The organism is Fictibacillus tiangongensis, from assembly GCF_048083785.1.
Lineage (GTDB): Bacteria > Bacillota > Bacilli > Bacillales > Fictibacillaceae > Fictibacillus.
Window position 1 is genome coordinate 2,470,975 of sequence record NZ_CP182294.1, and the last position, 15,090, is coordinate 2,486,064.

General features: G+C 40.4%; 16 protein-coding genes. 4 read left to right on the forward strand and 12 right to left on the reverse strand.

The genetic code is table 11. The features are described from left to right. Positions 1–8: 8 nt before the first annotated feature. From xerD to ACNJYY_RS13340, 6 genes are all read right to left on the reverse strand, one after another. The gene (gene xerD / locus ACNJYY_RS13315) at positions 9–899 is read right to left on the reverse strand and encodes a site-specific tyrosine recombinase XerD (protein WP_144699259.1); all 891 of its coding nucleotides are present in this window, start codon (positions 897–899) and stop codon (positions 9–11) included. Positions 900–910: 11 nt separating this feature from the next. Beyond that, complete coding sequence (locus ACNJYY_RS13320) at positions 911–1,141, reverse strand: YqzK family protein (RefSeq protein ID WP_313957519.1); 231 nt, start codon at positions 1,139–1,141, stop codon at positions 911–913. 201 nt (positions 1,142–1,342) lie between these two features. Further along, the gene (locus tag ACNJYY_RS13325) at positions 1,343–1,813 is read right to left on the reverse strand and encodes a Fur family transcriptional regulator (protein ID WP_416728887.1); all 471 of its coding nucleotides are present in this window, start codon (positions 1,811–1,813) and stop codon (positions 1,343–1,345) included. 121 nt (positions 1,814–1,934) lie between these two features. Next, on the reverse strand, positions 1,935–2,570 hold the full coding sequence (spoIIM, locus tag ACNJYY_RS13330) for a stage II sporulation protein M (RefSeq protein ID WP_416728888.1): 636 nt from the start codon (positions 2,568–2,570) through the stop codon (positions 1,935–1,937). A 62-nt stretch (positions 2,571–2,632) separates the two neighbouring features. Continuing rightward, on the reverse strand, positions 2,633–3,805 hold the full coding sequence (locus tag ACNJYY_RS13335) for an endonuclease Q family protein (RefSeq protein WP_416731871.1): 1,173 nt from the start codon (positions 3,803–3,805) through the stop codon (positions 2,633–2,635). 22 nt (positions 3,806–3,827) lie between these two features. Further along, positions 3,828–4,376, reverse strand: a complete 549-nt coding sequence (locus ACNJYY_RS13340) for an NUDIX hydrolase (protein ID WP_416728889.1) — start codon at positions 4,374–4,376, stop codon at positions 3,828–3,830. A 98-nt stretch (positions 4,377–4,474) separates the two neighbouring features. On the opposite strand from ACNJYY_RS13340, the gene mciZ reads away from it, so the two are divergent. Together mciZ and ACNJYY_RS13350 are read left to right on the forward strand one after the other, a co-directional pair. After that, complete coding sequence (mciZ, locus tag ACNJYY_RS13345; protein ID WP_416728890.1) at positions 4,475–4,609, forward strand: Z-ring formation inhibitor MciZ; 135 nt, start codon at positions 4,475–4,477, stop codon at positions 4,607–4,609. A 131-nt stretch (positions 4,610–4,740) separates the two neighbouring features. Beyond that, positions 4,741–5,652 carry an aldo/keto reductase gene (locus ACNJYY_RS13350; protein WP_416728891.1) on the forward strand — a complete coding sequence of 304 codons (912 nt, stop codon included), beginning with the start codon at positions 4,741–4,743 and terminating at the stop codon, positions 5,650–5,652. Between the two features lie 47 nt (positions 5,653–5,699). Here ACNJYY_RS13350 and ACNJYY_RS13355 read toward each other — a convergent pair whose 3' ends face one another. The 4 genes from ACNJYY_RS13355 to ACNJYY_RS13370 all read right to left on the reverse strand — a co-directional run bounded on the left by ACNJYY_RS13355 (position 5,700) and on the right by ACNJYY_RS13370 (position 9,566). Continuing rightward, the gene (locus tag ACNJYY_RS13355; protein WP_416728892.1) at positions 5,700–6,869 is read right to left on the reverse strand and encodes a thiolase family protein; all 1,170 of its coding nucleotides are present in this window, start codon (positions 6,867–6,869) and stop codon (positions 5,700–5,702) included. Between the two features lie 90 nt (positions 6,870–6,959). Next, positions 6,960–7,613 carry a CoA transferase subunit B gene (locus ACNJYY_RS13360; protein ID WP_416728893.1) on the reverse strand — a complete coding sequence of 218 codons (654 nt, stop codon included), beginning with the start codon at positions 7,611–7,613 and terminating at the stop codon, positions 6,960–6,962. A 16-nt stretch (positions 7,614–7,629) separates the two neighbouring features. Beyond that, positions 7,630–8,322, reverse strand: coding sequence for a CoA transferase subunit A (locus ACNJYY_RS13365; RefSeq protein ID WP_416728894.1), 693 nt, complete (start codon positions 8,320–8,322; stop codon positions 7,630–7,632). A gap of 44 nt (positions 8,323–8,366) precedes the next feature. Continuing rightward, on the reverse strand, positions 8,367–9,566 hold the full coding sequence (locus ACNJYY_RS13370; protein WP_416728895.1) for an acetyl-CoA C-acetyltransferase: 1,200 nt from the start codon (positions 9,564–9,566) through the stop codon (positions 8,367–8,369). A 145-nt stretch (positions 9,567–9,711) separates the two neighbouring features. Here ACNJYY_RS13370 and ACNJYY_RS13375 point away from each other — a divergent pair, with 145 nt between their 5' ends. Beyond that, a complete protein-coding gene (locus ACNJYY_RS13375; protein ID WP_416728896.1) occupies positions 9,712–10,617 on the forward strand; it encodes a hydroxymethylglutaryl-CoA lyase in 906 nt (301 codons plus the stop codon). Positions 10,618–10,638: 21 nt separating this feature from the next. Here ACNJYY_RS13375 and ACNJYY_RS13380 read toward each other — a convergent pair whose 3' ends face one another. Together ACNJYY_RS13380 and ACNJYY_RS13385 are read right to left on the reverse strand one after the other, a co-directional pair. After that, complete coding sequence (locus ACNJYY_RS13380) at positions 10,639–10,977, reverse strand: iron-sulfur cluster biosynthesis family protein (RefSeq protein ID WP_416728897.1); 339 nt, start codon at positions 10,975–10,977, stop codon at positions 10,639–10,641. Then, a complete protein-coding gene (locus ACNJYY_RS13385) occupies positions 10,978–11,529 on the reverse strand; it encodes a PadR family transcriptional regulator (protein WP_416728898.1) in 552 nt (183 codons plus the stop codon). A 166-nt stretch (positions 11,530–11,695) separates the two neighbouring features. On the opposite strand from ACNJYY_RS13385, the gene ACNJYY_RS13390 reads away from it, so the two are divergent. After that, a complete protein-coding gene (locus ACNJYY_RS13390) occupies positions 11,696–14,860 on the forward strand; it encodes an efflux RND transporter permease subunit (RefSeq protein WP_416728899.1) in 3,165 nt (1,054 codons plus the stop codon). Positions 14,861–15,090 lie beyond the last annotated feature (230 nt).

Here is a 15,090-nt window from a genome sequence, read left to right on the forward strand (position 1 = left end):
AAGAAAGCTCACGCCCTCGGATGGAAGGCGGAGTATACATCTTTTAATCTCGTTTTCGTTACATGCGTATATATTTGTGTGGTTGAAATATCAGCATGTCCCAGCATCTCTTGCACTGCTCGAAGATCCGCACCGTTTTCTAATAGATGAGTAGCGAACGAATGACGAAGAGTATGCGGCGTGAGTTCTTTTTCAATATGAGCTTTTCTTGCTAGTTGCTTTAATATCTTCCAAAATCCTTGTCGAGATAAACGATTTCCGTGATGATTTAGAAAGAGCGCATCCGTTTTCTTGCTTTTTAACATGATTGAACGTCCATTTTGCAGATATCGTTCGATTGCTGTTTGGGCCATTTTCCCAAGAGGAATAATTCTTTCTTTATTCCCTTTACCTATACAGCGGATGAACCCCATATCTAGGTGAACATCTCCTATATTAAGCTGTACAAGTTCTGAAACTCGAATCCCTGTTGCATACAATAGCTCGAGCATACCCTTGTCTCTCTGAGAAAAGGGATCGTTTGCAGCAGGTGTGTCTAATAAGGCTTCAACCTCTTCTGTGGATAATACTTTAGGAAGCTTTCGCTCTGTTTTAGGTGTTTCAATATGTACAGAAGGGTCTTGACTGGAGACTTTCTCTCTTAGAAGAAACTGGTGAAAAGACCGAATAGACGCAATGTTGCGCGCTAGCGTCGTGGAAGCCTTACCATTCTCTTTTAAAAATAAAAGATACCCCATTATATGATTACGGTCAATCTCATGAATAGTTTCAAGAGATTCGACTTTTTCGAGATATCGTACATATTGAGTTAAATCTCTCTTATAGGAGTCGATTGTGTTCTTTGAGAGGGCTCGTTCTACAATAATGTATTGAAGAAAATCCTGAACATGTTCGTTCACTCTACCCCTCCTTACTCACCCGTTTGATAAAAATAAAAAAGTCTTTTTACAGGGTTTGAGTCCTTATCAGAACTCAAGTTAAAGACTTTAACAGCTTTACCTTTTGGTTCGTCATATCTATGATAGTTTTCATATTCTGAATTAATCCAAAGCAAACCGAAATAAAACACGAGCGTGCAAATTGAAAAAGCAAAGAACACCTTAGTTGTATTCCAAACGATTTTCATCCAGGAAATCATCATGTCCACCCCTGTCCTCATATAGTACAGGTTATGCCCACATGTTCCCCGATTATACATAAAACTTAAATCTACAACTCATACGTTACCCGATTCTTCGGACTTTGTAAATATTCTTTGCCTAATATCTTCTAAATGAGCATGAAATCCTTTTCAGAAGTACTACCAACTCGATATTTCGGAGCAAAAAACAAAAAGGAAGCGCTACTCTTCGCTTCCTTCACCTTCATTATTATTCTTAGGATGACATCTGTGACAGATTCCATGAAATGTCAGTCTGTGATCTTTAATTTTAAAATTCCAGCCTTCTTCAACTACTTTTTCCACATCGCCAAGAAGGTCTTCTTGTATTTCATCCACCGCTCCACATTCGATACAAACGAGATGATGATGAAAATGATCCGCACCCTCTGTTCTAAGATCGTAACGGGAAACCCCATCACCAAAGTTAATCTTATCTACTACTTTAAGCTCGGTTAAGAGTTCCAGAGTACGGTAAACGGTCGCCAAACCAATTTCTGGCGCCTTTTCTTTTACGAGCAGATAAACATCTTCCGCACTTAAGTGATCTTCTTCGTTTTCGAGGAGGACTCTAACGGTCGCCTCACGCTGTGGAGTCAGCTTATAGCTTTGTGAATGCAGCTGTTTTTTGATACGGTCGATTCTGCTTTCCATACCCTTTTCCTCCTTATGTACGCACAAGATAATTATAAGCATGGAGAAAAAAGTTGTCAATTTAAACTCATTTTAATTAACGATTTAAACTTATTATAAACAAATAATCATTATTCAGAAACTAAATCGACCATTTGATAACTTGCTCCATTAAAGCTGGGGTGAAGAACGCTTCCATCGTTGAGGCAAGCAGAACCATTACACCTACACCCGCAACCAAAAGTGTATATCTTAACAGCTGTGGCAGAAAAGGCATATGGTGCCTTTTAAAAGCCAGCTGACGAATCATCTTAAATGAAAAAGCCACTGCTGCTACTGTTACAATAATGAATGCTGGAATTAATAGTACGTTCTGAGGCAGAACCGACACAAAAGATAATAAAAAGCCGTACCATCCCATTTGATTTACTAAGAATCCTACAGTAAAACCAATTACTACTCCTTTTAAGAACAGCATAATTAAGATAACAGGCAGACCGATCACGGATAGTCCAAGAATCCACATCAGACCCATGTATTTTAGATAATGGCCAAAACTTTGAAAGAACATATCCGTTTTACTCGTAAAGCCACCTTCCGCAGCTTGAACAAAAAAACGTGATAAATACGTGTATAGATCTTGCTTTTGATTCAGACTCAACGAATTTACGATAATTGCTCCAAAAATGACACCCATTAAAAAGAGAACACAAACAAACGCATACAAGGTCTTATTCTCTTCTAGATGCCGCTGCATGTAATAACGCGCACTCTCCATATGTAAGCCTCCTCCACCGAATCTCTTAATCCTATTCTATGAATCAGGGGAGAAGGTATGTCTTATTTTTTCGTTTTACTAGGATGGTTTACAATTACTTTTCCGTAAGTTCCACCACCGCCCATTTGAACAGAGAGGTCTCCGTTTCTAGCAGATAAGATCTGTTCTGCTATAGCTGGTTTTACAATTTCTTTAAGTTGATTTTCTGAAGAAGAATGTATGATATCCATATCTGTCCCAATCGCTTCACGGAGTTTAAATAAAGATTTTGGACCTAATCCTGGTATGAACTCAAGTGGTATCTGATGTATATAAGGTGGTCTGGTTACTTTACTTTTGCTTGCCTGTGTTCCTTGAAGTTCGTTGATCCGATCGTTGACTCCCTTTACGAACTTCTTACTTCCACATTTATCGCACCTCTCACTGTTCAGAAGATAAACTTCCAAACATGTTTCACAGACAGAATTATAATATTTTCCGAGATAAGGATTCAGACCATAATTTGCAATAATCTCTCTGCCATTCTTTCCTTGAAGTGCCATTTTAAATTCTTCAAAAGTTGGTTTCTTTAAGGAAAGCATCTGATATTCACGTGCGATCTTCTCTAATGAATGTGCATCTGAATTCGTTAGGAAGGTGAACGATGAAAGCTCTTCTAGTCGTGAAGCCATCTCGGTATTCGAACTTAAACCTAACTCAACACCATCTATCAATGTCGGATCTAGCACTTCGGATAGAGAAGTGGCTACTCCTTTTCCGTATAAACTTTTAAATGGAGTAAATATATGAGCAGGAATAAATAATCCGCCGAAATTTTTCACGAAGTGCTGTAGGTCAAGAGCACTGCCGTACATCCGCTGTGAACTCAAATGGATATTCTTCATTCGAGACGATAGCCAAAGACTTAAGTTCTCCATCGCAGAAAGGCTAGGCATGTATACAAGAACGTGGATCGGGCCTTTACAATGTTCATCGTTAATTTCGATCTCGGCTCCAGGAATGAGTGTTAATCCATCAATGGATAAGCCGCCTTCTTCTAGCTCTTTCAAGTAACCTTCTTGTTTAAGCTCTTTTAATTCTTGAATTACTTCAGGTGAATGACAATCGATGATTCCTATAACATCCATCCCTTTTACATGTTTGGCTACATGTAAGATATTGCGGAGTGTCAGAGATCTTGAGCCTGTAATCTTAATCGCCTTTCCTGTTCGAGATGCTCCGATGTGAATATGCATATCTGCAAAGAACGGTAGAAGTTTATTTGTTAAGTGCACGAGTTAACTCCATATACATAACACTATAAGCTGTTTTTGCATCATGAATCTTTTCTTCTCTCATTAATTCTTTTGCTTCATCTATACTTAATTCTAGGACGTTTAAGAATTCATCTTCATCTGTCATCTGATCACCTTGTTTTGTAAGAGTATTCGTATAGTAGAGATGGATCAGTTCATCTGCAAACCCTGGAGAGGTGTAGAAAGAACCGATAGATTCCATAGATTCGCAAGCAAAACCTGTTTCTTCTAACAATTCACGCTTGGCACATTCTAATGGGTCTTCTCCTTTTTCAAGCTTACCCGCTGGAATTTCAATAATTGTTTTTTCGAGTGGTTTACGGAACTGCTCTACCATTAACATCTTACCTTCATCTGTCACTGCTAGTACGGCAACTGCTCCTGGGTGTTTAACAACCTCTCGTTTTCCTATCTTCTTATTCGGCAGTTCAACTTCTTCTATATATAGATCAATAACTTTACCGCTGTATATCTGTTCCTTGCTTATCGTTTTTTCGTATAAGTTTTCCATTTTCCACACTCCAATGGTCTATTTATCTTCTTCTCTACATAAAGTCTATCATACTTTGGAATACTGCATTTAATAGGACATTGAAGGAGGCATAGCAGATGAAGATCTATCTTCAACCTAAAGGCATCACGCTTGTAGGCAAGGCTTGGCAGATTAAATATATGCTGCAAAACTATAGTAAGCAGCATGAACTTGTCCAAGACTGGATCGACGCTACTTCTCCCAAAAAATAAACGCATTTTAAAGTTACTGACCGATGCGAAACATTCTTCGCATCGTTTTTTTGTGCGGACTTTTTTCTTTTTCAAGGTCATTATGATAGGTTTAGAACAGAAACAAATGAAATGAAGTTGAGGTGATTGGAATGGAGAAAAGAAGACTTGGTTCTTCTGATCTGTATGTGAGTGAACTGAGTTTAGGATGTATGTCACTTGCTCCTGAGCTTGGCAACGAGAACGAGAGAATCGTGAAGACAGCGCTCGACCATGGTATTAATTATTTTGACACAGCAGATTTATACGGCTTCGGGTGGAACGAAGAGTTTATTGGGAAGACACTAAAAGACGTTAGACAAGATATTATTCTCGCTACAAAAGGCGGGAACGATTGGAGCAAGCCAGGAGATGGATGGCAATGGAATCCTTCTAAAACTTATATTAAATCTGCCTTGAAAGAAAGCCTAAAGCGTCTACAAACCGATTATATCGATCTCTACCAGCTTCACGGAGGAACGATCGATGATCCGCTTGATGAAACGATCGAAGCTTTTGATGAACTCGTGTCAGAAGGATATATCCGTTATTATGGTATTTCTTCTATACGGCCGAACACGATTAAATATTTTGCAGAGCACTCGAATATTCAAAGTATCATGATGCAATACAGTTTATTGGATAGGCGTCCTGAAGAACTGTTTCCTTTTCTCAATACAAAGGATATAAGCGTTATCGCAAGAGGTCCTGTTGCAAAAGGGTGGTTGAGTGAAAAAGCTTTCCAAAAGAGTGCTGATGGCAAGTTTCTTCATTACACGGGCGCAGACATTCAAAAAAGGATCGAGAAGTCTAAAGATATCTTAGGTGATAAAAACATCACACATGCAGCTTTGCAATATGTGTTGAATCAAGAGCCGGTGGCAACTGCAGCTGCTGGTGCAAGCTCTGTTGAACAACTTTTAGAAAATATTGAAACCTTTAAATCTACCGCTTTAAGTGAAGCAGAGTCAGAGTCTTTGCGCTCTCTTTTTCCGGCTGAAATCTACGAAACACACCGAGCATGATTCTATTGAAAAAGTCCCGCTGCAGCGATCGCTGCACGGGACTTTTTCTAGATTAATTTTAATAACATCGCAATTCCCTGCCCACCGCCAATACAAAGGCTCGCTATTCCATACTTTTCTTGACGCTGTTTCATTTCATAACTCAATGTAAGCAACAGCCTTGCGCCACTTGCTCCCACAGGGTGACCTAGCGCAATCGCTCCTCCGTTTACATTCGTTTTTTCACGATCTAATTGCAGTTCTTTTTCTACAGCTAAGTATTGAGAACTGAACGCTTCGTTGATTTCAAACAAACCAATGTCATCGATGGAAAGACCTGTTTTTTGCAGGAGTTTCTGAATGGCAGGTACTGGACCAATTCCCATCACCGATGGATCGACACCTGTAACGGCCCAGGAAACGATTTCTACGAGCGGTTCTAACCTTTTTTCTTTTACTGATTTTTCATGAGCAAGGATGAGTGACACAGCGCCATCGTTGATAGAAGAAGAGTTTCCTGCTGTAACTGTTCCGTCTTTTTTAAAAGATGGCCTCAACTCTCCAAGCAACGATACAGATGAATCAGGTTTGATTCCTTCATCCTCTGTAAAAAGAGCTCCGTTCTTTACAGGCACTGAAACGATCTCTTTTGTAAATCTTCCACTCTCTCTAGCTTCAGCGGCTTTTCTATGACTTAGGCTAGCATATTCATCTTGTTCAGCTCTTGATATGGTGTATTGATCAGCTAAATTTTCAGCAGTTATCCCCATTCCACACCCGATATATTCATCACTTAACGTCTGAAGAAGCATGTCATCAAATGTGATCGGACCAAACTTTTGATTATGGAACCGGTGGTGAAAGGATACATGCGGTGACTGCGACATATTTTCTATCCCTCCAGAAAGCGCAATTCCTTCTTCCTGGTCACGTAGGTTCTGCGTGGCTGAAACGACTGCTTGCAGGCCAGAGCCACATAAGCGGTTGACGAGCATGGCAGGAACATCCGCTGGCACTCTTGCTCTTAATGCAGTATGTCTCGCTACATATGCGGCATTCTTGCTCGAATGTATAACATTTCCATAAACAACATCCGTTATATCTGCGGGGGAAATATTGGCTCGTTTTATCGCCTCAACCGCAGATATCTCACCTAGGTCTGTAGGACTCACACCTGTCAATGATTTTCCATATGATCCGAACGGCGTTCTAGCCCCATCTATTATATAGATAGCCATTTTGGCTGCACCTCTTTATTTAAAAGATTAAGAACTTTGTATTGGTCATATACTTTCTTCATGCATGGCATATAGCGGAGAATGGGTCTATTAATAGGCGTTTAGCTTAACATCCTCTGCAACCGTTAGTTTAGCCTCTGTTGAACTTACTACATCTTCTACGGAGTATCCTTCTGCTACTTCTCTTAACACGAGACCTTTATCAGATACATCCATGACAGCACGGTCTGTAATGATTCGTTCTACAACACCTTTTCCTGTTAGTGGAAGCTGACATCGTTTTAAGATCTTACTTTCACCTGCTTTGTTTACATGTTCCATGATAACGATGATCTTTTTTGCTCCGTGCACAAGATCCATCGCCCCACCCATTCCTTTTATCATCTTTCCTGGAATCATCCAGTTGGCTAGATCTCCGTTCTCTGAAACTTCCATCCCGCCTAATATCGCGATATCAATGTGACCGCCGCGGATCATCGCAAACGATTCAGAACTGTCAAAGTATGAAGCACCTTTAATTGCCGTTACGGTTTCTTTCCCTGCATTGATCAGATCGGGATCAACTTCATTTTCAAGCGGATAAGGGCCGATTCCTAAAAGGCCGTTCTCTGACTGCAGAACAACCTCTTTATTGTCGGAAATAAAATTGGCAACCATCGTCGGCATTCCAATTCCTAAATTTACGTAGAATCCTGATTCGATCTCTTTCTCAGCTCTTTTGGCAATTCTTTCTCTAATATTCATAATGGTTTCCCTCCTCTTATCCTTTTTTTACAGTTAGTCGTTCAATACGTTTCTCTTGAGTTCCGACGATCATCTTTTGAACATATACACCTGGTGTATGTATGTAATCGGGATGCAGATCACCGATCTCAACAATCTCTTCTACTTCAGCGATCGTCACTTTTCCTGCTGCTGCGATCATTGGATTAAAGTTACGAGCTGTTTTGTTATAGATCAGGTTGCCTGCTTTGTCTCCTTTAGCAGCGCGGATCAAACTGAAATCTGCTACGATTCCCTCTTCAAGCAGATATTCTTTATCGTTAAACGTACGAGTTTCTTTTCCTTCAGCAATCGGTGTGCCTACTCCAGCTGGTGTATAAAAGGCAGGAATACCTGCACCGCCTGCTCTTATTCTTTCAGCGAGTGTACCTTGTGGAATCAAATCTACTTCAATCTCACCTGATAATACTTGTCTTTCAAACTCTTTGTTCTCTCCTACGTAGGAACCAACCATCTTTTTGATCTGTTTGTTCTTCAATAGAAGGCCAAGACCCCAATCGTCTACTCCACAGTTGTTTGAGATGACGGTGAGATCTTTTGTTCCTTTTTCTACTAGAGCTAAAATTAAGTTTTCAGGAATTCCAACGAGCCCGAAACCTCCAACTAAAAGAGTAGATCCATCTTTTATCTCCGCTACAGCTTCAAGTGCTGAGTTCACTATTGGTTTCATTTTTCTCTCTCCTTTTCATACGATCTTTGTCTTTTAACAATCATTTATTCTGCTTCGTTCTCAAAAACTGACGCTACCCCTTGGCCACCACCGATACAAAGCGTTGCAAGACCTCGTTTTGCGTTTCTGCGTTTCATTTCATGAAGCAATGTGACAACGATTCTTGCACCACTTGCTCCGATCGGATGCCCAAGTGCGATTGCTCCACCGTTTACGTTTAATTTTTCTTTATCAAATTCAAGATCTTTGCCCACCGCTAGAGATTGACTTGCAAATGCTTCATTTGCTTCAACCAAGTCAAAGTCATTCATGCTTAACTCTGTCTTTCTTAAAACTTTTTTAACAGCTTCCACTGGTCCGATTCCCATCACTTCTGGTGCAACACCAGCGCTTGCATTCGCTTTTACAACGGCAATTGGTTTCAATCCTAGTTCTTCTGCTTTCTTTCTGCTCATCACAACAAGTGCTGCAGCACCATCATTGATGCCTGACGCGTTACCTGCTGTTACCATTCCATCTTTCTTGAACGCAGGGCGAAGCTTCCCTAGCTTTTCAGCCGTTGAACTTGGTTTCGGGTATTCATCTGTATCAACAATAATCGGATCACCTTTACGTTGAGGAATCTCTACCGGCGTGATCTCGTCATTAAATTTTCCTTGTTCTTGTGCTTGTGCACATTTTCTTTGACTTTCTGCTGCAAAATGATCTAGCTCTTCACGGGACAATGAATGTGTCTCGCATAAGTTTTCCGCGGTGATTCCCATGTGATAATCACCAAATGCACACCATAATCCGTCTTGAATCATGGAATCTACCATAGGAGCGTTACCCATTCGGAGACCATCTCTCGCTCCGTTCAAAAGATAAGGAGCTTGGCTCATGTTTTCCATTCCACCGCAAACGATAATATCTGCTTCGTCTAGCCAGATCGCTTGGCACGCTAGATGGATCGCCTTGAGACCTGAACCGCATACTTTATTTATCGTCATGCTGGATACCTCGTTCGGCAAACCAGCTTTAATAGCCGCTTGTCGCGCCGGGTTCTGTCCGAGTCCAGCTTGCAGAACATTTCCCATGATGACTTCATCTACTGAATCCTGCGGGACACCAGCTTTTTTCAATGCATCTTTAATCGCGATTGCTCCTAATTCTGTTGCCGCAACCGTTTTAAAGCTTCCCATAAAGCTTCCGATCGGTGTTCTGACAGCGCTTACAACTACAGCATCTCTCTCCCTTGAAACCATTCCTAGTCTCCTCCTTGTAGATCTCTATTAAATTTCTGAAAATTCCTTTTTATCATACCATAACAATTTAAATGTGTTGCAACAGACAATTTTTTTTAGTTAAAATAGCCATAGGAAAACGTTTTCAAGAAAGGGGTTTACACTAGTGGACTTACCTGAAAGGGTTACGCTTATAGAAGTTGGACCGCGAGATGGTCTTCAAAATGAGAAGAATTTAATACCTGCAAAGAACAAGATAGAATTTATTTCTCTATTAAAAAATGCCGGATTTCAAGAGATGGAGCTCACCTCATTCGTGTCACCGAAATGGGTTCCTCAAATGCAAGATGCTTCTGTTATTATTGATAACTGCCTGGACGACCAACGAAATTTTGTCCTCGCTCCAAATCAAAAAGGAATTGACTTAGCTGTTGAATCTGGAGTGAAGCATATTGCTGTATTCGTAGGTGTCAGCGATACGTTCAATAAGAAGAATATAAACAAATCAACAGAAGCTAGTATGAATGAACTAAGACCCCTGATCGAAGATTTAAAGCGCAGAGGATTCTTTGTGAGGGCTTGTATCTCTACTAGTTTTTATTGCCCGTTCGAAGGAAAGATCGATGAACAGGACGTTTTAAAAATCTGTCTAGATTTTGAAGAGATGGGTGTGGATGAACTAAGTGTGGCAGATACGATCGGGATGGCCAATCCAGCTGAGTGTTTTGAACTGTTTACACTTTTAAAGCATCATCTGCGTGGAACAACACTTTTAACCGCTCATTTTCATGATACAAGGGGTATGGCTCTTGCTAACATCTTTGCGAGTCTGCAGGCTGGAATCGATCGCTTTGATACATCTGCTGGAGGACTTGGCGGTTGTCCGTTCGCACCTGGGGCTTCAGGCAATGTGGCTTCTGAAGATGTCGTACACATGCTTTCTCAAATGGGAATTTCAACTGGTATTCATCTTGACAAACTGCTTGAAGCAGCCGCTTACATATCTCCTCTTCTTTCAAAACCTGTTTCAAGCAAGCAGTTTCAACTGTTAAAAAATGTTCCTCAGCCATAACGAAACAAAAACACGGGTATTCTATATGCCCGTGTTTTGTTTCGTTCTATCGTAATATTTCATTGAAGGATTCAGCATCTCACCAGGGCTTTTTAATGCAAAATGGTTACCTGCTGGTGCATCGATCGTCATCTTTTCAGCAAAGAAAACAGCTGTATTGTATTCCATGAATAGATCTGGACCATTCGTTTCAATTTTTGTATCGTTGTCCTCTATCTCATTCACTAGGACTAATGCAGCTACTCCACTTACAACACATCCGCAGCCTTCTGTATCATGTTTGAGTTTTAAGTAACCTTTTTTGCCGTGCATCTTCTTTTCCAGTCGTTCCAGTGCTGTATCCGTAAATATGATTTCCATTTATTTTTCTAACTCACCCTTCTTTTTTAATTCTTTTATCGCCCAATTACACCAGGACAGCCAACTCTCCATATACCGGATGGCAAACTCGATCGTTAAATATTCACCCAACTCGTTCTCTTTGTACGTACCGTTCGGAAAATGATCGTCTAACCATTGTTTCGTCATCTCTAAACCCATCTTATGATGATTCTTACTCGTCTCTAAAAAGTTTATCGCTTTGTCTGTCGGGATAAAATGAAACATGGATACCCTTAATAACAGATCATCTTTTAGTTTTGGTGCATTTACAGGTTTATTCAGCATCCATTCGAGCAGCTGTTCAAAACCTTTATCTGTGATCGCATATATCTTCTTATCTGGATAATCATTTTGCTGTACGGTCTTAGATTGTGTTAGTCCTTCTTCTTCCATCTTTAATAATTCTCTATAGATCTGCGTGTGATGGGCTGTCCAAAAATGAATAACCGTTTCTTTAAATTGCTGTGTCAGCTCGTAACCTGTTGCTTCATTTTTCGCTAATAAACCTAACAGCGCATACCTTAACGCCATTTGATACCCTTCTTTCTTTCTGTACTGTTTTGCATTGTAACATATTTTTCATAAATTTATTATTCTAAATACTTGATATAAATCTTATACAGCTATTATATTATATATAAACATATGTGAAAATACACATATGAAAAAAATAAAAACATACGTAGGAGAGGAAACAATGAACTGGTTAACACGATTTAGTCTAAAAAATCCAGTAGCAATATTCATCTTTTCATTTTTACTCATTGTTGGTGGAGTCTTCTCATTCACGAACTTGAAAGTGGATCTGCTTCCGAACGTTGAGTTTCCACAGCTGACCGTTCAAACTGTTTATCCAGGAGCATCTCCTGAAGATGTGAACGAACAAGTGACGGACAAACTTGAAACTCAATTGAAGCAAGTAGAGGATGTAAAAACCGTTAAGAGTTCTTCAAACGAAAGCATTTCTATCATTAGTATGGATTTCCCTTTCACCGCAAATATGGATGAGGTAGAAGATCAAGTCAAATCTATCATATCTGAAACGGATCTTCCTGAAGATGTAGAACCAGAAGTCAGCCGTTTCTCCTTTGGAACGATTCCTATCTACAATATCTCTTTATTCCCTGAAAAAGAAGGAGAAAACATCCAAGCATTCGTTAATGACGAATTGGTTCCAGAACTTAAAAAGATCCAAGGTGTGAACAACGTATCTGTAGGTGGTCTAAAAGAGACATTCGTCTCGATCACACTTGATAAAGAAAAAGCAAAAGAAGCCGGCATTACCTTAAACGCTGTTAAAGAAGCAATCAACAGCCGTGACCTCTCTTTCCCTGCTGGTACCGTAACCGATGACTCGATTACAGTCCCAGTTCGTGTTGAAGAGGTAGTCGATACAGTTGCCGAACTAAAAGAGATTACCATTTCTTCAAGTCAAGGCTCACCTGCACAGTCTCCGGGAGGATCTGGAGGCGGAGCACCAGGAGAAGCAGCTCAACCCGGAGCTGGAGGCGGAGCACCAGGCGGACAAAGCGCACCTGGTGGAGCACAGGCACCTCAAGCATCAGCAAACTTAAAGCTTGGTGATCTTGCTGAAGTTAAAGAAACAGATGATGTTAGTGAGATCACAAGATATAACCAAAAAGCTTCACTCTCTATGGCCGTAACAAAAAAACAAGATGCAAATACAGTCGAAGTGGCTGACAAAGTCTTAGAAGTGCTTAACAAAAATAAATACGATGATAAGTTAGACTATGCGATTGGTTTCGGCCAGGCAGAAGGCATTAAAGACTCTGTAAACACGCTAGTTAAAGAAGGATTATTTGGAGCATTGTTCGCTTCTTTAGCCGTATTGATATTCCTTCGCAACTTCAGAGCAACCATCATCGCCATCATCTCAATTCCGCTTTCACTGCTCGTGTCAGCTATCTTCTTAGACCGTCTTGATATTACTTTAAATATTATGACACTGGGTGGAATGGCAGTAGCAGTCGGACGTGTTGTAGATGATAGTATCGTAGTTATCGAGAATATCTTTAGAAGAATCCGTAAAACAGATGGTGACTACGACCGTGATGAGCTGATCATTGATTCTACGCGGGAAATCTTAAAAGCGATCGTGTCTTCTACGATTACAACCGTCGTTGTATTCTTACCACTCGGTCTTGTCGGCGGTATCACAGGTGAGTTCTTCTTGCCGTTCGCATTAACCGTTGTATTCGCATTATTAGCATCATTGATCGTTGCTGTTACGATCGTACCGATCCTAGCAAAGTATGCTTTTAAAACCGTAAAACCAGAAAAGAACGATGGTCCATTGCAGCGTGGGTATGAAAAACTGATCAAAGCATCACTGAACCATAAGATTTTAGTTCTTTTCACTTCATTCATTCTTTTAGGTGGATCTTTCTTCCTTGCAACTAAACTTGGAATGGTGTTCCTACCGAATGAAGAGCAAAAAACGTTAACGATCAACGTTGAATTACCTGCAAGTACAAACGTCACAAAGACAAATGAAGTGTCTTTAGAAGTTGAAGATTACCTCTCTAAGCGGGGTACGATTGAAGATGTAACAGCTGGTATCGGTTCTCGTGATTTCCAAACCGGTCTTAAGCGTCAAAATGTTGCCAACTATTTTGTTAACCTCAAAAAAGAAGCCAACATTGATACAGAACTAAAAGAGCTAGAAAAAGATATTAAAGAGATTACAGACGAAAAAGCAGAAGGAACTGTAATTAGCTTGCAGGAAGTTTCAAGCGGCGGGCCTCCGGCTAACAACGAAGTCAATATTGATCTATATTCAAACAACTTAGAAGATCTGCAAAAAGCAGCAAGTGAAGTTGAAGAGTACATGAAGACGATTGATTCGATCAAGTATGTATCAAACAACTTTAAAGATACACAAAAACAATGGGCTGTTGACATTGATACCGAAAAAGCGGCTGAAAAAGGCGTATCAGGCTTCGCTATCCTAGGAGCGGTCTCAGATGTAACAAAACCTGTTGAAGTAGGAGAACTTACATTAGACGGCGATCAAAAGAACGTGAAAGTTGAATATGACGAAGCAGTTAAATCTCTAGATGAGATCAAGGATCTAACTGTATTTGGTTCATCAGGTCCGGTTAAGATCTCAGACGTTGCCGAGGTAACTGAGAAAGACACTGTAACCGGAATCCAAAAGCTTGATGGTAAGATATATGCGCAAGTCTCTGCACAAGTAAAAGGTGACAACGTTCAAAAAGTAACACAAGACGTTATTAAAGGCGTTGAAGAAAATGTAGAACTTCCTTCTTCTGTATCCACAGAAGGCGGCGGAGGAAGCGAAGAAACGATGGATACGTTTAAAGACCTAGGTCTTGCGATGCTAGTTGCGATTGGTCTCGTTTACTTAACGATGCTGATCACATTTGGTCGAGCACGTATTCCATTCATCATCCTTTCTTCCCTCATATTCGTTCCAGTTGGAGCGATCGGAGGATTATACTTGATCAACGAACCATTGTCTGTTAGTGCGATGATCGGAATACTCATGCTGATCGGTATCGTTACGACGAATGCGATCGTACTGGTAGACCGCATCGGACAAAACCGTGAGATTAAAGGTATGCCGGTTCGTGAGGCGCTATTGGAAGCAGGTAAAACTCGTTTACGTCCGATATTAATGACAGCATTCGCAACAATTGCAGCATTAATTCCGCTTGCATTAACTACGTCGTCAGGAACGCTGATCTCTAAAGGGTTAGCAATCGTTGTAATCGGTGGTCTAACAACTTCTACGCTATTAACGTTGATCATCGTACCTGTTCTGTATGAGTTATTCTTCAGAAGACAGGCGAAACGTGAAAAAGCAAAATTAAATTCATAAAAAAAGAGTACAGTCTGGCTTTCACATGCCGGCTGTACTCTTTTTCATTTTACTGGTCCGTATCCCTTTCTATCTCCTTGCCTCTCTCCAAGCTTCTTCATTTCAGCTGAATATGTCGTTTTAATGTGTACCCTTTATTCGAAAGCACTACATATTTTCCATCATTTTGCACATCGGGACTAAAGACCTTGTTTCGGTCCCTCTACTTATGGGAAATATATCAGCAATCA